General features: G+C 40.6%; 20 protein-coding genes and 2 pseudogenes. 10 read left to right on the top strand and 12 right to left on the bottom strand.

The window, feature by feature from the left end; translation table 11 throughout:
- Positions 1–16 precede the first annotated feature (16 nt).
- The 6 genes and pseudogenes from folE2 (at position 17) to PESP_RS17050 (ending at position 3,368) form a co-directional block, all read left to right on the top strand.
- Positions 17–925: a GTP cyclohydrolase FolE2 gene (gene folE2, locus PESP_RS17065; RefSeq protein ID WP_089349238.1), complete on the top strand. Its 909-nt coding sequence runs from the start codon at positions 17–19 to the stop codon at positions 923–925.
- A 28-nt stretch (positions 926–953) separates the two neighbouring features.
- Positions 954–1,196 (top strand): LbetaH domain-containing protein, encoded by a 243-nt coding sequence (locus PESP_RS20545; RefSeq protein WP_214631493.1) that lies wholly within the window; start codon positions 954–956, stop codon positions 1,194–1,196.
- Positions 1,175–1,240, top strand: a pseudogene (locus tag PESP_RS20770) (hypothetical protein); the annotation flags it as partial. The gene PESP_RS20545 and the pseudogene PESP_RS20770, both read left to right, overlap by 22 nt.
- A gap of 135 nt (positions 1,241–1,375) precedes the next feature.
- On the top strand, positions 1,376–1,513 hold the full coding sequence (locus PESP_RS20635; protein ID WP_245852280.1) for a hypothetical protein: 138 nt from the start codon (positions 1,376–1,378) through the stop codon (positions 1,511–1,513).
- Between the two features lie 18 nt (positions 1,514–1,531).
- Positions 1,532–3,157, top strand: coding sequence for an HAD family acid phosphatase (locus tag PESP_RS17055; RefSeq protein ID WP_089349237.1), 1,626 nt, complete (start codon positions 1,532–1,534; stop codon positions 3,155–3,157).
- Between the two features lie 43 nt (positions 3,158–3,200).
- Positions 3,201–3,368 (top strand): SEC-C metal-binding domain-containing protein, encoded by a 168-nt coding sequence (locus PESP_RS17050; protein WP_089349236.1) that lies wholly within the window; start codon positions 3,201–3,203, stop codon positions 3,366–3,368.
- Positions 3,369–3,453: 85 nt separating this feature from the next.
- Here the strand turns inward: PESP_RS17050 and PESP_RS17045 are convergent, their stop codons facing one another.
- On the bottom strand, positions 3,454–3,891 hold the full coding sequence (locus PESP_RS17045) for a hypothetical protein (RefSeq protein WP_089349235.1): 438 nt from the start codon (positions 3,889–3,891) through the stop codon (positions 3,454–3,456).
- Position 3,892: 1 nt separating this feature from the next.
- Positions 3,893–4,471: a DUF3299 domain-containing protein gene (locus tag PESP_RS17040; protein ID WP_089349234.1), complete on the bottom strand. Its 579-nt coding sequence runs from the start codon at positions 4,469–4,471 to the stop codon at positions 3,893–3,895.
- 80 nt (positions 4,472–4,551) lie between these two features.
- Between PESP_RS17040 and PESP_RS17035 the strand changes: the two genes are divergently transcribed.
- Positions 4,552–5,262 carry an ABC transporter ATP-binding protein gene (locus PESP_RS17035; protein WP_371862738.1) on the top strand — a complete coding sequence of 237 codons (711 nt, stop codon included), beginning with the start codon at positions 4,552–4,554 and terminating at the stop codon, positions 5,260–5,262.
- The gene (locus PESP_RS17030) at positions 5,256–6,494 is read left to right on the top strand and encodes an ABC transporter permease (protein WP_089349232.1); all 1,239 of its coding nucleotides are present in this window, start codon (positions 5,256–5,258) and stop codon (positions 6,492–6,494) included. The genes PESP_RS17035 and PESP_RS17030 overlap by 7 nt, the downstream gene beginning before the upstream one ends.
- 96 nt (positions 6,495–6,590) lie before the next feature.
- Here PESP_RS17030 and PESP_RS17025 read toward each other — a convergent pair whose 3' ends face one another.
- Entirely contained in the window at positions 6,591–7,091 is a 501-nt protein-coding gene (locus PESP_RS17025; protein WP_089349231.1) for a lactoylglutathione lyase family protein, read from the bottom strand.
- A gap of 101 nt (positions 7,092–7,192) precedes the next feature.
- Between PESP_RS17025 and PESP_RS17020 the strand changes: the two genes are divergently transcribed.
- Positions 7,193–8,062 carry a LysR family transcriptional regulator gene (locus PESP_RS17020; RefSeq protein WP_089349230.1) on the top strand — a complete coding sequence of 290 codons (870 nt, stop codon included), beginning with the start codon at positions 7,193–7,195 and terminating at the stop codon, positions 8,060–8,062.
- Positions 8,063–8,122: 60 nt separating this feature from the next.
- Here the strand turns inward: PESP_RS17020 and PESP_RS17015 are convergent.
- The 9 genes and pseudogenes from PESP_RS17015 to PESP_RS16975 all read right to left on the bottom strand — a co-directional run.
- A pseudogene (locus PESP_RS17015) lies at positions 8,123–9,244 on the bottom strand (multidrug effflux MFS transporter); the annotation flags it as partial.
- A 51-nt stretch (positions 9,245–9,295) separates the two neighbouring features.
- Complete coding sequence (locus PESP_RS17010; RefSeq protein ID WP_089346266.1) at positions 9,296–10,054, bottom strand: IS5 family transposase; 759 nt, start codon at positions 10,052–10,054, stop codon at positions 9,296–9,298.
- A 612-nt stretch (positions 10,055–10,666) separates the two neighbouring features.
- Positions 10,667–11,746, bottom strand: a complete 1,080-nt coding sequence (locus PESP_RS17005; protein ID WP_089349228.1) for a heparan-alpha-glucosaminide N-acetyltransferase domain-containing protein — start codon at positions 11,744–11,746, stop codon at positions 10,667–10,669.
- Entirely contained in the window at positions 11,730–12,368 is a 639-nt protein-coding gene (locus PESP_RS17000; protein WP_089349227.1) for a hypothetical protein, read from the bottom strand. Before PESP_RS17000 ends, PESP_RS17005 begins: the two co-directional genes overlap by 17 nt.
- Positions 12,361–14,709 carry a GNAT family N-acetyltransferase gene (locus tag PESP_RS16995; RefSeq protein ID WP_089349226.1) on the bottom strand — a complete coding sequence of 783 codons (2,349 nt, stop codon included), beginning with the start codon at positions 14,707–14,709 and terminating at the stop codon, positions 12,361–12,363. Before PESP_RS16995 ends, PESP_RS17000 begins: the two co-directional genes overlap by 8 nt.
- Positions 14,710–14,734: 25 nt before the next feature.
- Positions 14,735–15,913, bottom strand: coding sequence for an MFS transporter (locus PESP_RS16990; protein WP_089349225.1), 1,179 nt, complete (start codon positions 15,911–15,913; stop codon positions 14,735–14,737).
- The gene (locus PESP_RS16985; protein WP_089349224.1) at positions 15,910–17,229 is read right to left on the bottom strand and encodes a lysine N(6)-hydroxylase/L-ornithine N(5)-oxygenase family protein; all 1,320 of its coding nucleotides are present in this window, start codon (positions 17,227–17,229) and stop codon (positions 15,910–15,912) included. Before PESP_RS16985 ends, PESP_RS16990 begins: the two co-directional genes overlap by 4 nt.
- Positions 17,229–18,767 carry a pyridoxal phosphate-dependent decarboxylase family protein gene (locus PESP_RS16980; RefSeq protein ID WP_089349223.1) on the bottom strand — a complete coding sequence of 513 codons (1,539 nt, stop codon included), beginning with the start codon at positions 18,765–18,767 and terminating at the stop codon, positions 17,229–17,231. The genes PESP_RS16985 and PESP_RS16980 overlap by 1 nt, the downstream gene beginning before the upstream one ends.
- 332 nt (positions 18,768–19,099) lie before the next feature.
- Positions 19,100–19,777, bottom strand: a complete 678-nt coding sequence (locus tag PESP_RS16975; protein ID WP_089349222.1) for a haloacid dehalogenase type II — start codon at positions 19,775–19,777, stop codon at positions 19,100–19,102.
- A gap of 551 nt (positions 19,778–20,328) precedes the next feature.
- Between PESP_RS16975 and PESP_RS16970 the strand changes: the two genes are divergently transcribed.
- Positions 20,329–21,873 carry an EAL domain-containing protein gene (locus PESP_RS16970; RefSeq protein ID WP_089349221.1) on the top strand — a complete coding sequence of 515 codons (1,545 nt, stop codon included), beginning with the start codon at positions 20,329–20,331 and terminating at the stop codon, positions 21,871–21,873.
- The last annotated feature ends 740 nt before the right edge of the window (positions 21,874–22,613 follow it).

Here is a 22,613-nt window from a genome sequence, read left to right as displayed (position 1 = left end):
CGGAATATTTAAATTTATGAATGCTAAAAGCCATTTGCCCGATATTACTTCGCAGCCTAATTCTCTTAATGCACGCCCACTACAATGGGTGGGTATGGAAGAGGTTTCACTGCCGTTACATATTTTAAATAACAAAGGTGAGCAACTACATACTCACGCCAAAGCAGGCATATTTGTTAGCCTTGATAAAGCAAATGCAAAAGGCATACATATGTCGCGCTTGTATTTATTGCTTAATGAACAACTGGCTAATAAGCCGCTCAATGGCCAAGTTTTAACAACTCTAGTTGAAGACATGCTGAGCTCTCAGCAAGGCTTAAGCTTAAGTGCCAAAGTAGATTTAGCTTTTGAGCTTGTAATAAATAAGCCCGCGCTTTTATCTAATCAATCTGGGTTTCAGGCGTATCCGGTGGCTATTAGCAAAACCATTACAAATGGCGTTATTAAAACCGAGCTTAGCCTAACAATTCCTTATTCTAGCACGTGCCCGTGTTCGGCCGCGCTTTCTAGGCAAGCGTTAAGCGACGCCGTAGCAGAGCAATTTACAGAGCAACAGCTTGATAAAAATGCCTTGTTAGAGTGGCTTACATCGCAGCAAGGCAGTGTAGCTACACCGCACAGCCAGCGCTCGTATGCGTATATAAACATGAGCTTACAAGGCGAGCAACTTCCTGATTTACCCACTCTTATTACGCAAATGGAACAAGCCATAGGCACGCCAGTACAAACCGCGGTAAAACGAGAAGACGAGCAAGCCTTTGCCAAATTAAACGCCGAAAACCTACTGTTTTGTGAAGATGCCGCCCGCAGGTTAAAGCACGCCCTTGAGCAAAATACAGATATTTGCGACTACCACTTTAAAGTTGAGCACCAAGAAAGCCTACATGCGCACAATGCCGTAGTGTACGACCAAAAATTTGCATAGCCACACTGTTAAATAGTAAGGAGTAAACATGTTAAGAAAAAATCCAAACGGCCACATGCCGAGCGTAGCGCAAAGTGCATTTATAGACCCAACAGCCATTATTTGCGGCAAAGTAATTATTGAAGACAACGTATTTATTGGCCCCTATGCAGTAATTAGAGCCGACGAAGTAGACGACACCGGCGACATGCAGCCTATTGTTATTAAAAAAAATTCAAACATACAAGATGGTGTGGTTATTCATTCTAAATCGGGGCGGCGGTTTCTATAGGCGAGCGTACATCTATAGCGCACCGTTCAATTATACATGGCCCATGTAGTGTAGGTGACGATGTATTTATTGGCTTTAACTCGGTAGTATTTAGATCAGAAATTGGCAATGGCTGTGTAGTAAGGCACAACTGTGTAATTGACGGGTTAAACTTACCAAACGATTTTCATGTGCCGCCAATGACCAATATAGAGCCCGGCTTTGATTTAAACAGCATAAGTAAAGTACCGCCAGAGTACTCAAGCTTTTCTGAATCGGTGGTCTCGGCCAATCACGATTTAGTAAAAGGCTATAAAAAACTGGCAAACGAACTCTAACAACAAAGGACTAAATACATGAAAGTGCTTAATGCATTAACGATTACTTTTATTGGCGCACTTAGTATTGGCTGTACCTCTAGCGTAACACCAAAAAATACAAATAGTGCCGCGGCTGAGCATAGCGCACAAATGGCAAACACAGCGCAGCCATTAAAAGTAGTAACGTGGAACGTTGAGCACTTAGCTTACCCCATTAATACAGGCTGTAAACCCAGAACACCTAGCGATATTGAAGCCATGAAAGCCTATGCAAATTCGTTAAATGCCGACGTTTTCGCCCTGCAAGAGGTGGCGTCTAAAGAGGCATTAAAGCAAATATTTCCCCAAAGTGAGTGGCAACTTATTGTGTCGAATAGGGCTGCAAGCCCCGCTTACACGTGCCGTAAAACTGGGGCTTTATCAACTCAGCAAAAAGTGGCTTTTGCAGTTAAAAAAAGCATTTCTGTATTAAAAAGTACGCCCTTTGAGCCGCTAGGTTTAACAAAAACAGGGCTACGTTATGGTTTACAATTAACAGTAAACTCGCCGCAAGGCCCCACCGATATACTTAACGTACACATGAAAAGCGGCTGTTTTGTAGATGACTACCTTAAAAGTGACTCGCCAGCATGTAAAACCTATGCCCAACAAGCGCCTGTTTTAGATAGCTGGATAGCAAAACGAGAAACTACAAACACACCATACATTGTACTGGGTGATTTTAACCATCGTATTTCTGCTCCCTATAACCGATTAACCCGCACTTTAATAAGTAATGAGCGCTCAACAAGCATAACAACTAAAAATTTACCTGGTTGCCAAGCACGCTATCCTGCGCCCATTGATCATATAATTGTGGGTAAAATGGACGCTACAAATATTGCAAACTCTGCTCAAGTACACCTTTTTAAGAATATGCAAAAAGAGGCTATGCTGAGCGACCATTGCGCGGTATCGGTTTCAATTTCAGATAATGCAAATGCACTATCGGCATCGGTTTTGTGGCAAACAACCAGTAAAGAGTATCAGGCATTAACAACTTACATGTATCAACAAGCTCAAACCGCAGTTGCGCAATTACCGCGCACTGCAACTAACTGGGTGGCCGTGATGGATGTAGATGAAACCGTACTTGATAACTCGGCCTATCAAAAGCAAACCGAACTGAGCGGTAAAGGTTATACCCCAGATACGTGGCAAGCTTGGGTAAAAAGCGAAAACGCAACGCTAGTGCCTGGTGCTAAATCGTTTATAGAAGCGCTTTACAAACAAGGCGGCAAAGTAGCCTTAGTTACCAACCGCGATAAAGCAAACGATGTACACACATGGAATAACCTTAAAGCCGTTGGCTTGCCAATAACGGTTGAAAACACCTGTTTAATGGGCCGCTCTGAGGCCGATAAAACCGCTGTAGATGGCACACACTTTATTAACGATAAAGACCTTCGCCGCCAACAAATAACACAAGGTAAAGCCGATTGCTATACACCTAAAGGCACGCAAAATAATTGGCAACAACCGCAGGTTATAAAATTTCAGATAGGTGATAACATAGAAGACTTTAGCGGCATCACGCAAGAATCGGCTAATATAAACACGTTACAACCAAAGCTTGGAAAGTCTTTATTTTTACTACCAAACCCTATGTATGGCTCTTGGTAGACACTATTTAACCAGAGCTCAGGTTATTTAAAAAGGAAAAAACATGACAGATAAACCTTCAACGCCAACCAGTTCAGGCTGCACTAACACAAGCTGCTGCCCGCCACCGCAAAGCCCTATTACGCGTGGTACGCCTAAAGTAGGGCGAAACGATCCGTGTGTATGTGGTAACGGCCGTAAATATAAAAAGTGTTGTGGTAAAGGTGCCTAACGCGCACTTATCACTTTTTATTTAAAGCTACAAAAATAGGGCTAACATAACGTTAGCCTTATTTTTATTTATAAGTTAAATGTATTTAACTCGCTGTTACTTCTATTTTTTGCTCTAGCGTAAAAGGCTTTGCATTTAAAAGGCCGCTTATTTGCACCAAAATTTCTGATTTACCGGGTTTATTAGCAACGTATTTTATGCTGTGTATTCCGCGTGTACGCTCTAATAATATTGAAGGCTTGCTGATAAGTTTAATACCTTGTGGCGCTACAAACTTAACACTTACCGCGCTGTAACGTTTAGGCACTAAGTAGCCAAAATTAGCTGTGCTTGTATCGCCAACATTTACTTGCGCTTGTTTAGCGTGCTTTACAGAAAAACGCTCAAATATAGGCGTCTGAAAGCTTTGACGAGCAAACGGATGAAACTGATTTAAGCCAACCCCTGAGTGAAATTCGCACGCATTAACGCCAACAGACGCACTTGCTAATACTAATGAGCAGAGCAGATATTTTTTATTCATATTATTCCTCGTACGGTAAAACTCGGTCTAACTTAAGCTCGTAAGCCGATGTACCTAATTCGTTTTCTACGGTATTTATTGTTATTTTCCCTTCAAACCAGAATGCGTCGTATAGGCTTTGCAGCTCAACGCCTTGTTCAAATTTAACATAAATTATTTGGTTTGGCGGCGGTGGTGGCATATGCAAACATGCCCCAAAGTAAGGCACTACAAAAAACTCACTAATGCGCTTACCTTCTTCAGATTCAAGCGGCACGATAAAACCAGGCACGCGAATCTTTTTATTATTATAGCTCTCAATTACTCGTGCGGAACTTAATGCTTGCTGATAGCGTTTATCTTGCTCGTTTTCGAACGGCTTAGCGTCTAGGCTATCGAGTGTGTCTTGCTCTGAGCCATCTTCAATTTCGGTTAAATACTCTGGCGGATTAAGCAGTGCGTCTAAATCGTCTTTAGGCATTAACTGAATCCACTCTATTTCTTCGTAGCTTGAACTTTTAGCCACTGACTCACAGGTAAATACTAAACTGGCTAAGGCTATAACAAACCAAGCAACCATTTTAGTTACATTTTTTGACATATTTTCATCTCAATTGGCTTAGGGCTTCAGGAAAAACGTTATAACATATCAGCCATTATCAAACCATAGGAGTCTCATCTTTGCCTAATACATTCTCTTCGGCCTCAACTCCCTTTGCCATACATATTAATCAACTTAACTATAAGTACCACAAAGCCGATAAAACCTCGTTTTATATTCCCACTTGGCAAGTAAAGCAGGGGGAGCAAGTGTTTTTACACGGCGAATCTGGCTCAGGTAAAACCACATTACTTAATTTGTTAGCAGGAGTGCTAACACCACAAGGTGGCGATATAACCTTGCTTGAGCAAGCATTTTCAACGCTTTCGTCAAAAAAACGCGATAAATTTAGAGCCCAGAACATTGGCGTGGTGTTTCAGCAGTTTAATTTAATACCGTATTTAAGTGTTTTAAAAAATATTCAGCTGGCGAGTTACTTTGCAAAAACGGGCAATACAAAAATAGAGCAAGAGGCGAGCGCACTGCTTTTAGCGCTTAAGTTACCGACTACTATTTTGCACAAAGCAGCAAATACACTAAGTGTTGGCCAGCAACAACGTGTGGCCATTGCCCGCGCTTTAATAAATAAACCAAAACTGCTATTAGTTGACGAACCCACCTCAGCATTAGACGCCGCATCGCGCGATGCATTTATGACCTTACTCATTGATTTATGTAAGCAGCACAGCATAACGCTTGTATTTGTAAGTCACGACATGCACTTACAACAATTTTTTGAGCTAAGTGTTGATGTAACTTCGCTTTTAAAAGAGGAGGGCAGCAAATGCTAGTATCGTTAGCGTGGAGCAGCTTAGCCAGTAGGCGAAAATCGGTCATACTTACTTTTTTATCATTACTTATAAGTATAAGCGTGCTGTTAAGTGTTGAGCATATTCGTCAACAAGCCAAAGAGAGCTTTAACAGAACCATTTCAGATGTAGATATGATAGTAGGCGCACCTAGTGGGCAGTTAAATCTGCTGCTTTACTCGGTATTTAGAATGGGCAGCCCCACCAGTAATATTAATTACAAAAGCTATGAAACCCTAAAAGGCAGCTCATTAGTTAAATGGGCAATTCCCATTTCGCTTGGCGACTCGCACCGTGGTTTTAGAGTAATGGGCACCAATAATAGCTACTTTGAACACTTTAAATACGGCACTAAGCAACCACTTACTTTTAATAGCGGCCAGCCATTTAAAGCATTATTTGAAGCGGTGATAGGGTCCGATGTAGCCAAAAAGCTCAATTATAAAATTGGCCAAAGCGTAGTGATTGCTCATGGTATTGGTAACACAAGCTTTACCCATCACGACAACACCCCTTTTATAATTAAGGGCATACTTAGCCCCACCGGCACACCTGTTGATAAAACCATACATGTAAGCTTAAACGCTATTGAGGCCATACATTTATCACCGGCAAAACAAGCTAAATTACTTAATAATGTAGACTCAGTAAACACCACTCCCGAGAGCATTACCGCAGTAATGCTCGGTTTAAAGTCTAAATTTTCCACCTTTAAATTACAGCGCGATATAAACAACTATAAAGCCGACAGGTTAATGGCTGTGTTACCCGGTGTTGCCATGACCGAGCTTTGGCAAATGATGGCAACCGTTGAAAACCTACTGCGCATTATTGGTATTTTGGTGTTGGTATCGTCGTTATTTGGCTTATCAACCATGTTACTTGCCTCTATGGCGCAGCGTAAAAACGAAATTGCCGTGCTACGTGTACTGGGCGCAGGGCCAAGCGTTATTTTTAGCTTAGTACTGGTAGAGGCCTTAATTTTAGTAATACTGGCAAGCATAGCAGCGGCAGCTTTGCTGAGTTTAACTTTATGGCTTTTAGGGGATTGGCTAGGCGCCACGTACGGCTTATTTTTAAATGCAAACATGCTTAATATAGAGACTTTAAAAGTAATCGCCGTTATTACTGTTGCGGCTATTATTACCTCAGCTATACCCGCGTATGAGGCCTATAAAAATGCCTTACATAGCTCGCTTGGTGCTAAAAGTTAACACCTTTAAAAATTTAATCATGTAATAAATAAAAAGGCCGCAGTAATAAATACTGCGGCCTTTGTTTTTAGCTAAACTTTTTTAAACTAGCTACGTTTAGTAAGCGCCTGCGCTGTAAATAAGCTCGTAGCTGTGGCTGTAAATCTCAAGGATGTTACCAAATGGGTCTTCCATGTAGATCATGCGGTACGGCTTTTCACCAGGGGAGTAGTAACGTGGCTCTGGCATACGTTTTTTACCGCCTGCAGCAACAATACGATCCGCTAAGCCTTCTACATCTGGGTCTTGTACACAGAAATGAAAGATACCGGTTTTCCAGTATTCAAAGTTGTCTTTAGGGTTTTCTTGGTCTTTAAATTCAAAAATTTCTACACCAATACGGTCGCCTGTTGAAAGGTGCGCTATTTTAAATTTTTCCCAATTTGGACCAAATACATCGGTACACATTTCGCCAATTGGGCTGTTATCTTCAGTGATCACGGTAGGCTCCATTATGGTGTACCAGCCCATCACCTTAGTGTAAAACTCTACGGCTTTTTCAACATCCGGTACTGAAATACCAATGTGCGAAAAACTACGTGGATATGTATGACTCATAATATGTCCTCTTTAACTGTGATTAGTTGATGAAGTTAGTTTACGAATTAGCCGTTATTAAGTAAAATTATCATTAATCATCATTTTGAGTATGTTTTGTAATGATAAACCCTACATGGTTAAACACGTTTTGTACGTTGGTTGAGGTAAATCATTTTACCCAAACTGCCGAGCGCCTTTTTATGACCCAATCGGGCGTGAGCCAGCATATTAAAAAGCTTGAGCAACAAGTAAACTGCGCGCTATTGGAGCGCCACGGCAAACAATTTACCCTTACCGTACATGGGCAAAACCTGTATCAACAAGGCAGCTTGTTATTAAAAGAATGGCAATTTTTAGAGCAACAATTAAAAGATGACTCGCCTTACAGCGGCCTAGTAAAAATACAATCGCCAGGTAGTTGTGGGCTACAATTTTATAGCCAGTTATTAGCATTACAGGCTGAGCATACCGAGCTTAATATTGATTATCGCTTTGCACCCAATATAAGTGTAGAGCAAGCTGTGGCAAACCACAGTGCCGACATAGGCTTTTTAACCCAAGCCCCCACGCTTAGCGAAGTTACCAGCCACAAAATAGGTAAAGAATCTCTATTATTAGTTACCCCCGCACATATTAAAAACCCAACGTGGGAGGTTTTATGTGAGCTTGGCTTTATTGGCCACCCCGATGCAAAACACCACGCACAGCTATTACTTAGCGAAAACTACAGTGAGTTTGAACATGTTGATCAAATTCAGCGCACGGGGTTTTCTAACCAAATAAGTTTAATACTGGAGCCGGTAAGTTTAGGGCTGGGTTTTACGGTTTTACCTGCGCACGCAGTAAGTGCTTTTAATAAACCTGCGCTTATTAAAACGCATCATCTAGCTAATCCAATCAGTGAAAATATTTATGTGTGTCATCATCGTAATAGGCCAATGGCAAAACGTATGAATACAGTAATTGAAGCAATAAAAACAGGGGAATAACTTTAAAAAGGCAGTACAGCCAGATTTATTTGCTGTACTACCTTTTGGGTTTTAGAGAGTTTAAACCTTAGACATATAGGCGCTTACATACGCCTTATTTTTAAATACTAGCCACAAAGTAAGCGCTATAAGGCCAATACTTAGCTGAATAAACCCTAAGTTTTTAATTAACGTATCTGGATTAAGCGATACAAGCGCCATGCCTATTGCGCCTGCAATCATAGAGCAAAACTGAATAACAGCTACAGCAGAGCCCGTATCCGTTGTTTGCTGCTCTAACATTAGGTTAGTACCGGGTACACGAGTAATAATAACGGTTAAAGTAGCTATTGCTGCCAGCGCACCAAAAATCCAAGGCGATAAACCGCCTATAAAAATAGTGCTAACACCACATGCTGTGAGTATTAAAAAGCTAGCGGTAATTATTTTTTTTATAGATACACGCTTAGAAAGCCGCATATAAAGCGTTGGCCCAAACGACGCGCACAGCGCATTAGCGGCAAAAGCATAACTAAAGGCTTGCTCAGATAAACCAAAGCCATTTATATACACGTATGAACCCGCAGCTAAAAACGACATTAACGCCATAGGCACAATAGTAAAAACAGCCAATAGCGATAAAAATGGCGGATTTTTAACAACCATAGCTAAACGCCCCCACGACTGAAATACAGACCCTGCGTAACGTGTATGCAAGGTTTCGCGGTAAAAAAAGGTAAAAAGCATAGCCAACGAACCAAATACCGCCAAAGCAGCAAACATCATATGCCAATTAGCAATTTTTAATAGCAATGCGCCCAGCACAGGGGCAACCATAGGAGCAATAATAACCAGCGACATAATAGTGGCTATAATTTTTTCTCGCTCGCGGCCATCGTACAAATCTTTAACTATTGCCGTAGCTACAACCGTTACTGCACTTCCGCCAAAGGCTTGTAATAAGCGAGCACCTATTAGCATTTCTACAAAGTTAGATAACGCGCAAAGTACGCTGCCTATTACGTATATTCCAAGGCCCGTAAGTAAAATAGGTTTACGACCAAACTTTTCGCTTAGCGGTCCCCAAAATAATAATCCTATTGCGTAGGCTGCAAAATATACGCTAAGCGTTAAGTTAACCATGGCTTGATTGGTATTTAGTTTCTCAACCATAGTAGGTAAGGCAGGTAAATATAAATCGGTAGTTAAAGGGGGAAATGCACTAGGGGTTGTTGATCTTTGTTTGTATTTTAGTCAGGTATGCATCGATAACCACATAATAGCGAATGCTAATGAAACCATTGATGCATAGTTCCTTTCTAATTTATCGTACCGAGTTGATACTGCTCTGAAGTGCTTTATTCGTGCAAACGCATTTTCAACTAAGTGTCGATACTTGTATAGATCCCAATCCATATCATTGTTTTTCTTGGTGTTATCTTTACGCCGAGGGATTAGTGGCTCACTTCCATGCTCAGTTACATAGTCACGAATTGATTGGCTATCGTAGCCCTTATCAGCAATCACATAGTCACTTTTAGGCGAATGTTTTATTAGGCTTTCTGCCATAACAAAGTCATTTCGCTGACCACCTGTTAATTCAAAGTGTACTGGGTATCCATAGCTATCAACGGCCAGATGAATCTTAGTTGAAAAGCCACCCCGACTTTTACCTATCGACTCATCTTTGTCGCTCTTTGCACCACTACTATGTTGATGTGCTCGCACAATACTGCCATCAATGAATAGCCATTCAGAATCAGTGATGAGGGCTAAATGTTTAAAAATAGTATTTAAAATGCCTTTCTTAGACCATAAGTTAAAGCGCCTAAACACAGTACTCCAAAGCCCAAAGTGTGGTGGTAAATCTCGCCAAGGAATTCCTGTGCGCATTCGATACAAAATACCTTCTAGCGTCATTCGGTGGTCAAATTTATTATAAACTCGACCACTATTGAGCATTAATTCTTTGAGCTTTAACCAGCGTTTATCTGTTAACATTGTTCTTGGCATAGCAACATCCGTTCTCGGTGGTATGTTTGATTTTTGGCGAAACCAATTATACCTTGTTGCTATGCCATTTACTTTTTCAACAAAGATCAACACGCCCTAGGGCGTGTTGATCTTTGATGATTGAATTTGCAGCAGTGTGTTTGGCTTTTAGGCAAGGCAGAGCCTATGAAGTGTGGTTATTCCACATAAATAGGCGATAACGCAGCATAAATGCCAAACATGCGCTGCCCTTCGGGTTCGGCCTAGGGGCGATAAACTCTTTGTTGCTCGATTTTTACTTAGCCCACTAGGTTACAAATCTCGCGCCGCGATTTAATCCCCCCTAGATTGAACAAATTTCAATCCGCAAAGATCAACACGCCCTAAAATAACTAAAAAAATTAACGTGCCAGTTTTGCCTAATACAGGCTGTTCTACTTTCAAACTAAACTCCAAACAAAATAACTGACGAATACACAATCTTGCATATAAATAACGAGGTAAATAAAAAGCACGACTGCACTCGTTAACTATTTTATATACTCTTAGCTCATGAGTATATTGCTCATTTTTTGGTGCACGTTTTGTTATGGCTGGCTATTACCTTACCGGTAACAGCCCAGAGAGTTTAGTTTATGCTGTACGCTTAGGCTTTTGCTTAATTGCGAGTATGGTTTGCTTAGTTTGCAAATACACTTTGTGCACTGCAAAGGTTAGTAAACCCATAAGGCCCATTAAGCACAGTGTTGGCCACAGTGACTGAGTGTGATAACCAAACACGCCCATAAGCCAGCAAATTAGCACCCATTGAATAATGTAAAGGGCCGTTACATGCTTGCTCGCATACAAAAGAGCCCGTGTAATAGGGCCGTTGAATTTATTACCAAATACATATTCTATTACAGCTAAACCAAATAAATTTAAACCGATTAAATAAATAATACCGCCGCCATTTAAATGGAAAAAATTGCCAAACTGCCCCTTAAAATCAGCAATAAGCCACGCTGTACCAATAATTAATAATGCAGCACCTAACTTTGCGCATACACTAAATAAGTACGCAGCATTATGCTGACTATTTATGTATAAACGCCCAAGCACGTAGCCGGTTAATATAGCGCTTATCCACGGAAACACCGGAAAATAAACTTGGTAGTTATTAGCAAAAAACAAATCGCTTATATACGGCGAAAGTGCAAACTGCTGCCCCCTTACAAACTGGCTTACAAGTGCAATAGCAATGGCTAAGCATGCAATCCATGCGGTTTTCCAACGGGCAATATTAAGTGCCCCAAATAGCAATAAGCTTACTCCGGCAAGTTGTAAAATATCACCTGTGAGCACCATAAATTGTAATTGCCCCGCACTGAGCGGACTTTGCCAGCCGTACGCATTTATAAATGCCTCGGGCATGGTGTTAAATACCTCAATGGGTAGCCAAAACTTTGCCGCATTCATTAAATACGCAAGTAGTAAAAGCTGTATGCCGCGCTTAATTAATAACATGGGTGTTTGCCTACGCGAAAGTGCCATAGATAGCCCCATTGCCACCAAAAACGAGGCTGTGCCTTTGCCAAGTATATGAATAACAGCGCCAAATAGGCTTTCACTTTGCAACTCCGTGCTCGAGTACATCCATAAAGTGTGTACTAAAATCATAATAAAAACGCTCGCACCTCGGGCAAGGTCAATCGTTTTAAGACGTGTGTTCATTGGTTTTAATATCCTTTTTTGGGCAGGTTTGGCATTTGTTATAACCTGCTAAATAATAACGACAGCACGTTAAGCGCTTAGGCGTTAATTTAAATGGGGTGTGTAAATTAAAGTGATTACTGATTAAGTTATGTAACTGTTGATGGCAATGTGTAATGTGCTCAGCACTTGCTAAATTTAAGCTATGAGCGCGCTCAAATGCACTGTTAAGGGTGTCGATTAACAACCGGCCTTGCTCTTTTTTACCCAGCGCATAGTTAATATTTATCCACTTACCTACACAGCTTACAAATTCAATTAGTGCATTACTTTGCTCAGCTTTACTTAATAAAGGCGCGCCTGTAAGGGTAAACCCACGGCTATACGCGCCGCACATTTTTAACTGTAACTGCATTGGATCATGCGTGTTGTGTTTGCACGTATGCCAATAACAATAGGCATAAATAGCTTGCCAACAAAGCTGCAAATATAAATGCCGGCTAATAAATTGCGTAGGCGCATGGGGGTAGTGCGCCTTGCAATGTGAAGCCAATACATACACTAAATTTAAGCTTGGATGAGCCGCAGCAACCGGCTCATTTGGGCAAAACAAAAAGTGCGAAAGGGTGTTAGGCTTAGCCATACAGCTTTGCCGATACCGGGTTATCTAAATTTCCTGCAAACTGTAAGCTGCCTGCGGGGTCGGTTAAATCAACCATTTGCTTATTATTGCCAAGCTGTAAGCGGTTTAAGCAGGAGTGTGCAAATTCATCACTAAAAAAGTCATACTCTTTAAAGCGCTCATTTAAGGCGGGGTTGGCTTGTTGGTACGCGTTTACACTTTGCGCAACGCCTTGCCAAAAATCGTGCTCGGTAATGCGCGCCTCTCTTACTAAAATAGCGACTAGGTATCTAAAAAAGCAGTCAAATACATCGGTAAATATACTTAGTAATTCAAGCTCTTTAGGCATGGCAATATGAATACGCGACACTTCCTCAGGTAAAGACTCAGTGCTATTAAGCAGCGCGACTTCTTCGCCTATGTCTTTCATGTAAGCGCCCACAGGCACTGAATTTTTAAGCTTTAAAATGAGGTTTTCGCCGTGGGGCATAAACACTAATTTATGGGCATAAAAACAATGCACTAAAGGAATAAGGTAGGCGTTAAAATAGCTTTGCAGCCAAGCGTGTGCGGTTAAACCGCTTTGATCTATTAATGCACCTGCCATACTTTTACCGTTGTTATCTAGGTGCAGCAATGCGGCCATGGTGGTGAGCTGCTCATTATTTTGTAAATTATGGTTTGGGTTTTCGCGCCATAAACACGCAAACATTTTACGATACGGTGTATCACCGAGTGCACTTTGCTCAAAAGTGTGATGTGCATACCCTAACGTGGCGTACTCTCTAAGTGCTGTAAAGTTACACGCGCTAAGTGTTGGGTCGTGGTTTACTTTATTAAACACCCAATCATTTATGGCCGGAGTGACCGCCATATATGCACGCGAAAGCCCGCGCATAAAGCCCATATTTAAAATAGACAGCGCCACTTTTAAATACGGTTTATGCGGGTGCGAGCAGTTATATAACGTACGAATAGATTGCTGCGCTTGATATAAATCGTCGCCTTCTCCTAAATACACTAAGCGGTTATTGGCAAACTCGTTGGCAAACACCACACTTAATTTATGTTGGTACTGCCACGGATGAGCCGGCATAAATAGGTAGTCGTCGGGGTTTAAGTTTTGCGCTTTTAGCGCTTTGTTAAACGCATCACGAGTGGTTAAATCAAGCTCGCCACTAATATGGCTTGGGTAGTCACTAAAGTATTCACTATAAGCAAAATCACATACTGTTTTGTGCGCCGCTAACCACAGCACTTTAAACGGTTTACCCACTTCTGGCGCATAGCGTAAAAAGTCGCTTTTGCTAAAACCAATTCGGCCATTATTAGCCACAAATGCAGGGTGGCCTTCGCTCATTGCAGCCTCTATTTGTTGCAGCCCTAATTTCGCAAGTTCGGCTGCGCTAAGCGTGTTGTTTTCGCGTTTATAACAGGCACTGGCAAGTGTGGCGTTAAGCTCTTCAAGGTAGGTGGCTAAACGCTCGCCAGTTAAACCCAGTGCAGGGCCTTGCACACTAAAAAAGTGCAGTACATCAAGCGCTACTTGCTCATTGTTAAGGTTATAAAAACATAAGCTTGGCTCGTCTATATCTATGTGGTTAAGCGCCATAGCGCGGCCATTAAATAAAAAGTAACCCCCTTCAATATTAACTTTAAAACCATGTGGGGTTTGCTCTGCAACCAATAATCGCTCGTGTACAAGCTCGCTAATGGCCTTACTTTGTAAGTGCCTGTTTGCCCACTGCCAGTGATCAAACTTTACATAGTCAGAATTTATATGCGCTTGGGTTTTATGATGTAAATTTACATGCGTTTCAAACGCGGCTTTATTACAAAATCCAAGGTATGCGTTTTTATCACCAAGAGTTATTTGCTTAGTATGCACAAAGCCTAAACGCTTATTTAAGGTATGAATTTTACTATTGGCAATATCGGGCTCTACCACTACCCGCGCATTATCGTTATGGGTAAAAATACTGTGCAATACGCACTGCATTATTTCAAAGCTAAAATGGCGTTTGGGCTTTGTATTTGGGGCAAGTAAAATATGCATGCCCGTATCGTTTGGCATTACCTCATAGGCAGCGGCAAGTAGCTTGTCGTGCTTTGGACTGTAAAGCTCAACAAGGGCAAGTAGCTCATTATTTTGCTCAATAACATACGCATGATGATGTGGGTTGTTAATTATATCTTGGTAGGCGCTGCACATTTGCTCGGGTGTGTGTTTACTCATACCCCAAAAATGCGCATAAGGCAGTGTAAGCCACTGACAAATAATAGGCATGTCGCTTTGCTGTAGTAACCGCATAGTTACATTACCTGTGTGTTGTAACGTGGTTACAAAAGATGAAAAATACATAAAAACTCCTAAATCTTTTTAATTATTAAGTGGCTGTGTGTGCAGTGCGGCCAACAAATTTAACCCGCCATAGCAAAATAGCGCCAAGGCTTGCAAAGCCAATGGCTGCAAAGTAAAAAGGCACGGTTGTATTAAAATATTCCACACTCATACCCACCAATAACGACGCTAAAATAACGCCAATATTTTGCGCAACATGCACTTTGGCAAAATCACTGCCGTAGTGAGCGGGCTCACTTTTGGCAAATAACATAACCTCTAATAAAACCATTACTTGAAACAGCGCAATACCGTAAAGAATGCGCGAGCTGACAACTAACCACACCGACTCTTGTGCCTGTAAATAAAGCCCAATAGCGCCAAAAATAAGCGCGCACAATAATGTACTGGTGCGGCTAAGCGTAGGAACAGGTAAGCGCTGCCTAAAGTGGTTAAACAACAGCATTAGTAGGGCTGAAAAAGCAGGAATGGCGTACACAAGCGCACTTTCAAACGCACTGCTTTGCGCGCTCATGCCCTGCCAATGGGTCGTAAAAAATGGCCTAATTAAAAATGCGCTAAAGTAAACCACCACGCTTATAAAGCAAAATTGCCAAATAAAGTACGGGGTACGAGTGCGCGGTTTTTCGCTTTCAATAGCGTGCTGATAAATACCTAGCTTTAAGCTCAGCATTAAATAGGCGCACAGCAGCACTTGTATTACATCGCCCGCCGCACTTAATAACAGTGCATAACGCGGTTCGTTTAAGCTAAAAAAGTACCCGCCCACTAACGCGCCACCAATAGCGCCAAAGTGCATAAGTACCGAAAACAACCCAATAATAGAAAGGTGCTTACTTTGCTGCTCTAAACGCAGTGCAAACGGATAAATAAGCAGGTAACTGGCCTTAAGTACCAACATAAACTGGTAATAAAACCAAAATTCCCACACGTTAGTTGCAAAATAACAAAGCAACCCAAAGCATGCGGCAATCACTTGCGTTACAAGCCAAAGCGCCAGCTCGTGGTATTTTTTAGCAACCTTTGCCCACAGGGGCAGCGCGAGCATAACGGTAATACAACAGTTAGCTACAAACACCCCTATAAGCGTGGGGTTACTTACAGAAAATTCGCTGGCAAAAAATTGCGGATAAAACGGCAGTAATAAGGTATCGCACACCACCGAAATAACCGTAAGCAAAATAAGCGCTAAACGTAAACTCATGCGGCATTACTCTTTTGCTGTGAATGAGTTTCTACATCGCTTAAATCAAAGCACTGAAATGCAATTTTTTGCTCAACCTGATACGGCGCATAACCGAGTATTTCGCGCAAAATTATACTGTTGCGGTAACACGCCATGCCTAAATCGGGGGTTACAAAACCATGGGTGTGCTGCTCTGCATTTTGTACAAATATACGTTTTTGGTCGGTATCTATTGCGTATTCACGGCTTACTATATAACGGCCTTGCTCATCTTCTGGGAGCTGCTGTGCAATGGGGTTTAAAAAAGCGGGGCGCTTGTATTTAAAGCCCGTGGCACAAATTAAGTAATCGGTTTTTATTTCAAAGGCTTCATTTAGCTCTTGATGGTAAAACTCAGTTACTAAACGCCCAGCGCTCTTACGCGTATTAGTAAGTTTGCTGTTCGTTTTAAATGTGGTAGAAATGGGCCCATCTAAGCTTTGCGCGTAAAGGGTGTCAAAAATGTCATTAATTAAATCGCCATTTATGCCTTTAAATAAGTTTTTTTGATTTTGGTTAAGCCAATCTCGTTGCTCAGTTTTTAAATTATAAAAGTAATCAACATACTCAGGTGAGGTCATCTCAAGGGTGAGTTTGGTGTACTCCAGCGGAAAATAACGCGGCGAGCGAGCTATCCAATCTAGTTGCAAACCTTGTGGCACGGCTTGTTGTAATAGGGTGTGATAAATCTCAGCGGCACTTTGTCCTGCTCCCACAACCGTTACGCGTTTAGCGGATTTTAGCTCATCAAGGCGGTGGCAAAAGTCGCTACTGTGCATTACGTTATTAGAATTACTTTTCACTGCACAATCAGGAATATATGGGGCAGGGCCGGTGCCAAGCACTAAGTGGCGCGTAACATATTGCTGCTCACCGCCTGGGGTATTACAGGTAACGGTATAGCACTGAGTTTGCTGGCAAAACTCAACCTTAGTTACACTTTGCTCAAAGCTTACGTTACTCAACTGCGAGCACACCCATTGGCAATAGAGGTTGTATTCTTTACGCAGTAAAAAAAAGCTCTCACGAATATAAAATGGGTATAACCGATTATTAAGCTTGGCATAATTTAAAAAACTGTACTGGCTAGTAGGATCGGCAAGGGTCACCAAGTCAGACATAAATGGCGTTTGCAAAGTAACACCTTCTAGCATCATGCCTGGGTGCCAATCAAATTGGCTACGCTGCTCTAAAAATAAGCTTTTAACGCCTTCTAGTGGTTCACTTAAACACGCTAACGATAAATTAAACGGGCCAAGGCCAATGGCTATAAAGTCATAAGGTTGGTTGCTCATTATTGTTGCTCCTTATACGTTTGCCACGCAATAGTGCTAATTTGCTCAAGCACGGCGCGCACATCGCTCAATTGGCACTGGGCATTGAGTAACGTAAATTTAAGGTAGTGACGGCCGTTAATTTTGGTGCGCGCAATCATGGCGTCACCCGTTTTTAAAAATGTTTGGCGTACGTGCAGGTTTAGGGTGTCGAGTAAATCGGGGTTATGTTTTAACGCCTCTGGCGCAAAGCGAAATACCAGCGCGCTAAGCTCTGGGTAATTTATAACGTCAAAATCAGGGTGCTCGTTAAGCACTATATGGGTTTGACGAGCAAGGCCAATTACTTTATCAAACGCTCGGCCAAGTGGCGCTTCCCCCATAGTGCGCAGTGTTAACCAAAGTTTTAAGGCATCAAAACGGCGTGTGGTTTGTAAGCTTTTATCAACTAAATTTGGTGTGCCATTACCGGCCTCCGCTAATGGGTTTAGGTAGTCGGCGTAGAGTGTAATATGGCTAAAGTGGCGTTTGTCACTTAACAAAAAGGCACTGCAGCTAACCGGCTGCATAAACGATTTATGGTAATCAATAGTAATTGAATCTACGAGCTCTATACCGTTTAAGGCACTGCGATGGTGCTCACTCACTAATAATCCGCCGCCGTATGCGCCATCTACATGGCACCAAAGCTGCTCTTTTTTAGCAAGTTTTGCTATGTCTTCAATAGGGTCAATTGAGCCAAAATCGGTCGTACCGGCGGTAACAACCACCGCTATAGGTAAATCGCCCTTGGCTTTAGAATCTGCAATTGCATGGTTAAGCGCGTCCATATCCATTTGCATTTTGCTGTTTGTAGCCACTGGGACTACCGCGTTATAACCTAAGCCCAATAACGCCGCAGCCTTTTGAATACTAAAATGCGCCACCTCTGAGCAATAAATACGAAAACGCGAGGCAACGTTTGGCAAACCTTGTAGTTTTACTTGATGATCGGGGGCATAACGGCTCACGGCTACTTCGCGTGCAACAAGCATTGCCATTAAATTCGATTGTGTACCACCACTTGTAAAAACGCCATCGGCAGTGCTCGGTAGCTTTGCTTTTTCACAGCTCCAATCAATTAATTTTTGTTCAATAAGGGTCGCGCCAGCGCTTTGATCCCACGTGTCTACTGAGGTATTGATTGCGCCAATTATGTGCTCTGCCACAACCGCAGGGTACGTAACAGGGCAATTTAAATGCGCCATGTAACGCGGATGATGAAAATACACAGCGTGATCTAAATACACGCTTTTAAGCTCGTTTAATACCGCAGGAAAATCAGCGAGAGGTTTGGTTAAATCTACATTGTTAACAGTGGCGGCAAGTGTATTAACCGCCACGCCAGAAAACGGCTTTTTTGCTTTTGCCATTGCTTGTTGCACAGCCGAAAGCCCCTGCAGCGACGCTATTTGATAATTAATAAACTGATCGAGATTAAATTGAGGAGGTAACCCGTTTTGTTCAAATAATGCTTGGTTTTCGACTGAGCTGAGCTGCGCCGATTGTAATTGTGACATATTCGCTCCTTGGTGTACTTGTTTTGGGGGTGGAGATCTTAATAGTAACAATTTGCATTTTCAATAATGATTAAGGGTTAGATATAAGCTTATTTTCGCATTTATAAGTGATTGATTGGTTATAAGTAATTACTTTTAAAACTAATAAAGTACATAAAATGAGCTACTCAAATATTTATAGTGCACTTTAATTAGTGGGGTTTGTTCGCTCGAGATTTGAAAATTGGGGAGAGGTTTATTTAAAACTTAGGTTTTTAGGCAGACTAAAAAATAAGGCTAAACCCTCTTTACAGCTAAAGCAGTAAAGAGGGATATAAAAGTAAAAATGCGGTTTAATTGATCTCTTCGAGCTTGTTTTCTAAATCCACTAAGTCAGTGGCAATAGTCGTTGGCTGAATTTCCCACGGATCAAAAATAGAGTCTTCTGAGCGTTTTATCCACGCACCGCGCATACCGTGCGAAATAGCGCCAGTTATATCAAACGGATTACTCGAAATAAGCCACGTATTTGCACCTGTTGAGTTGGTTTCGCGTAAAAAATGGCTGTAAACACCAGGATTTGGCTTAAATGTTTTCATATCGTCGGCGCTTACAACGCGTTCAAAAAGCTCACTAATACCAGCGGTTTCGAGCAATTTATTTACCGCATCAGCAGCGCCATTAGAAAACGCAAACAATCGGTAGTTTTGTGCTTTAAGTTGCTCAAGCCCTTTTTTAACATCATCAAAGGCCGGTAAAATTTTATATTGCTCAAGCAATTGCTGTTTTTGGTCATCACTAAGCTGCGTTTTATGCGCTAAACACGCGTAATCGAGAGCATGTTTTGTACATAATGAAAACGGTATATAGTTTTGCATTAATCCGCGCCTAAACGAATATTCCAATTGTTTTTCGCGCCATGTATTTGAAAAGTTTTGCGCGTTATCGCCAATCATATCTTCAAGTAAGGTCAGTACGCCATGGGTATTTATAAGCGTGCCGTATACGTCAAATGCGAGTGTAGTTGCCATGTTTGCTCCCAGTAAGTTTAAGTTACTTGCAGGTTAGTAGCTCTGAGCTTAACTTACTTTGAACACTTGCTCAAATTAATAAAGCTTATAATATCTGATCACACCAATGATTTTTAAGCTTCTTTATCGTAAAAAGAACAAAAGCTAAATAAAGCTCTTTTTCTTTGCTAATTTGAGTATGCAAAGCAAGTTCAGCACAAAAGTTTCTAACCAGTCGGTATTATTTTATACGGTTTGCTTTTTAAAATACCTACATGCTATGAGGGCCCATAAACTAAATTAGCTCATAGACAAGCACTTATTCTTTTCAGCATTTGTCATCGTAATAAATATGGGAACAGTACAACCGTCGAGTAAAATTATTAAGCTACCTAAAAAACTCCTAAATATCAGTAATTAAGTATTGATTACTTTGTTTTTACCTTGTATTTGATTAAATAAAAACGAAACAACAAACAGTATTATTAAATTAACTGGTATAATTGCAAACGCGCTTGTGTTTCATCTTTAAGGCGTATTAATATGAAGTCAATAAGGATATTGGAGTTAAATTGTTGTTTTCAAGAGTTGCAAGTAAGACTAAAGCACTAGTTAAAAAAATAATAAAGCCTGATGCTTTTAAAACTGCATGTGTAATCTCAGCCGTTCTCGTTATGGGTAATATCGCTTATAACGTCTCTAGTGTAAATTCCACAATAAAAGAGAATGCCTTAGCGTTCTTAAATCAAAGTAATGATCTCTATTTAAAGCAGCGGGAAGAAACAAAACGCGTATTATTACCTATAGTAAAAAATGAATGCCCGTCTCTTAAAAATGCAATGAGGAAGGCTGTTTATCACATAAATTCAATAGACGCTATAGGGCTATTCAATGGTGATGGTGTTGTGTATTGTGAAAGTATACGAGGTAAAAATAACCTTAACTTTTACAAGTTATTAAACGTTAACAAGCTACCAGAAGAAGGGTTATCTCTTGGCACCCCAACTTATATTAATATTCAAAGTATATTCAACTATTTCAACATAAAAAAAGATACGTACATTGGTATTGTTAGTCCTAAGCATCATTTACTAGATATTTTTTCAAAAACGCTGGAAAATCAACACATCAAATATCAGCTATTGCTCAATGGGGCTCTACTAGCAAAAAACACTGAACAAATAGATGGAGTAACTCTTAAAGCTAAGGATTTCCCTTTAACTATCAAGTATGAAAAGCAAATTCAGCTTTATCTTGAGCATATATTTCATAATTTAGTTTTACTTATAGTGTTAATAGTAACCACCTTTATAGTTACGCCATTTGCATTAAAATATTTTAAAGTAAGGGTGCTACAAAGAGATTTAAAATATGCAATTGAAAACGAAACGATTGATGTCTATTTTCAAGCTATTGTAAATTCAAAAACGAACAGCCCTATAGGGTGCGAAGCGTTATCTCGATGGAAACACAGTAAACTAGGCTATATCTCGCCAGCGATCTTTATACCAATCGCTGAACAGTTTCAATTAATAGATGACTTAACCGCGCTGGTACTAAAGAAATGTATTCAGATGATTGAATCTAACCCCGTCTTTTTTGCGAACAGGTACGTTAGTATGAACATTAGTCGCTGTTCTATTTTAGTCCCTGAGTTTATCTCTCAACTCGAACACATTTTAGAACTGCATCCTCGTACCGCTAAACATTTAGTACTAGAGATTACAGAGGAGCATAAATTTAATTTAGAGCAAGTGGCCGAGCTCAAAAAAAACTTAAAGCGTATAGAGCTATTTGGCCCTAGCTTTTCTGTGGATGACTTTGGAACGGGCTACGCAGGGTTAGACTTTTTACGAAACCATAAATTTAGAGCGATAAAGATAGATCGTGCATTTATTCATAACCTTGAGGAGAATTCGGATGCTATCTCACTATTAGAGTCTATATACGACATGGCTGCACACCTCGATTTAAAAGTAATTGTTGAGGGAGTTGAGAATAAAGAGCAGTTAGATATAGTACAAAGCATTGGCTTTAAGTATATTCAAGGTTTTTACTATCACAAGCCCAGTAATTTAGAAGCTTTTAAAACACACTACATGCTCGCAGATTTCTAAATAGAAAGCGTAACCCCCCCATTACACTTTGATTAAAAACCTAAGGCGCTTGGACTATACTCATTAAAATTAATAAAAGTTATAGATATCAAGCGCTAAAATACCCATTTCAATATCACTAAAGAGTTTTTCAACTTGCTTTTCGCCTGTATCCATAGCAGCAAAGAGTGGTAAAAAATGCTCTTGGTAGGGCGGTTAAATAACACATGGGGGCTTGAGAAAAAATACTGATAAGCGAATACGAATATTAAGTTTTAAATAAATCCATAGTTTATTAAGAATTCAAATACACCGAAGAAAATTCATTGAACTGTACAATGAGAGTGTAAGCCAAGGTAAGACTAAAAAACACTACGTAAAACTTCTAGCTGTATAAGTATTAATACGGTGAATGATTTTGAAAACGGTACATGCTATTAATATAGGCTGTGTTTGATTTAATGGAAACACTGTAATCGAAGGCAAGAATAGGTATTGTGATACCACAACATGGTAAAACAATAGCAACAAAGAAAATAAGTAACTTAATTTCTAAATATTACACAAAGCCATAAAAAATAGATAATTAAACGTTTATGGATTCGGACTAAAATAGTAGCGTCTCGTTGATTGATTATTAATTTATTGGTTTGAAATTTTCACTATCTGAATCTATGGGGGGATATATTTATAGACATAAATATATAGGCGCACTTAGTTAAAGCGCCCAATTAATAATCTAACTTATAAATTGAATACTA

Origin of the sequence: Pseudoalteromonas espejiana DSM 9414, from assembly GCF_002221525.1 — a bacterium.
Lineage (GTDB): Bacteria > Pseudomonadota > Gammaproteobacteria > Enterobacterales > Alteromonadaceae > Pseudoalteromonas > Pseudoalteromonas espejiana.
Note: the sequence above shows the minus strand (reverse complement) of the source record. Positions and strands in the feature narration are given on the sequence as shown.

Coding starts and splice junctions, on each gene's coding strand:
- PESP_RS17040 (WP_089349234.1), bottom strand. CDS start 4,471: ATGTCAAAAAATGTAACTAAAATGGTTGCTTGGTTTGTTATAGCCTTA.
- PESP_RS16975 (WP_089349222.1), bottom strand. CDS start 19,777: ATGGCAACTACACTCGCATTTGACGTATACGGCACGCTTATAAATACC.
- PESP_RS17010 (WP_089346266.1), bottom strand. CDS start 10,054: ATGCCAAGAACAATGTTAACAGATAAACGCTGGTTAAAGCTCAAAGAA.
- PESP_RS17030 (WP_089349232.1), top strand. CDS start 5,256: ATGCTAGTATCGTTAGCGTGGAGCAGCTTAGCCAGTAGGCGAAAATCG.
- PESP_RS20545 (WP_214631493.1), top strand. CDS start 954: ATGTTAAGAAAAAATCCAAACGGCCACATGCCGAGCGTAGCGCAAAGT.
- PESP_RS17055 (WP_089349237.1), top strand. CDS start 1,532: ATGAAAGTGCTTAATGCATTAACGATTACTTTTATTGGCGCACTTAGT.
- PESP_RS17025 (WP_089349231.1), bottom strand. CDS start 7,091: ATGAGTCATACATATCCACGTAGTTTTTCGCACATTGGTATTTCAGTA.
- PESP_RS17045 (WP_089349235.1), bottom strand. CDS start 3,891: ATGAATAAAAAATATCTGCTCTGCTCATTAGTATTAGCAAGTGCGTCT.
- PESP_RS17005 (WP_089349228.1), bottom strand. CDS start 11,746: ATGAACACACGTCTTAAAACGATTGACCTTGCCCGAGGTGCGAGCGTT.
- folE2 (WP_089349238.1), top strand. CDS start 17: ATGAATGCTAAAAGCCATTTGCCCGATATTACTTCGCAGCCTAATTCT.
- PESP_RS16995 (WP_089349226.1), bottom strand. CDS start 14,709: ATGTATTTTTCATCTTTTGTAACCACGTTACAACACACAGGTAATGTA.
- PESP_RS20635 (WP_245852280.1), top strand. CDS start 1,376: ATGACCAATATAGAGCCCGGCTTTGATTTAAACAGCATAAGTAAAGTA.
- PESP_RS17000 (WP_089349227.1), bottom strand. CDS start 12,368: ATGGCTAAGCCTAACACCCTTTCGCACTTTTTGTTTTGCCCAAATGAG.
- PESP_RS16985 (WP_089349224.1), bottom strand. CDS start 17,229: ATGAGCAACCAACCTTATGACTTTATAGCCATTGGCCTTGGCCCGTTT.
- PESP_RS16990 (WP_089349225.1), bottom strand. CDS start 15,913: ATGAGTTTACGTTTAGCGCTTATTTTGCTTACGGTTATTTCGGTGGTG.
- PESP_RS17050 (WP_089349236.1), top strand. CDS start 3,201: ATGACAGATAAACCTTCAACGCCAACCAGTTCAGGCTGCACTAACACA.
- PESP_RS16980 (WP_089349223.1), bottom strand. CDS start 18,767: ATGTCACAATTACAATCGGCGCAGCTCAGCTCAGTCGAAAACCAAGCA.
- PESP_RS17020 (WP_089349230.1), top strand. CDS start 7,193: ATGATAAACCCTACATGGTTAAACACGTTTTGTACGTTGGTTGAGGTA.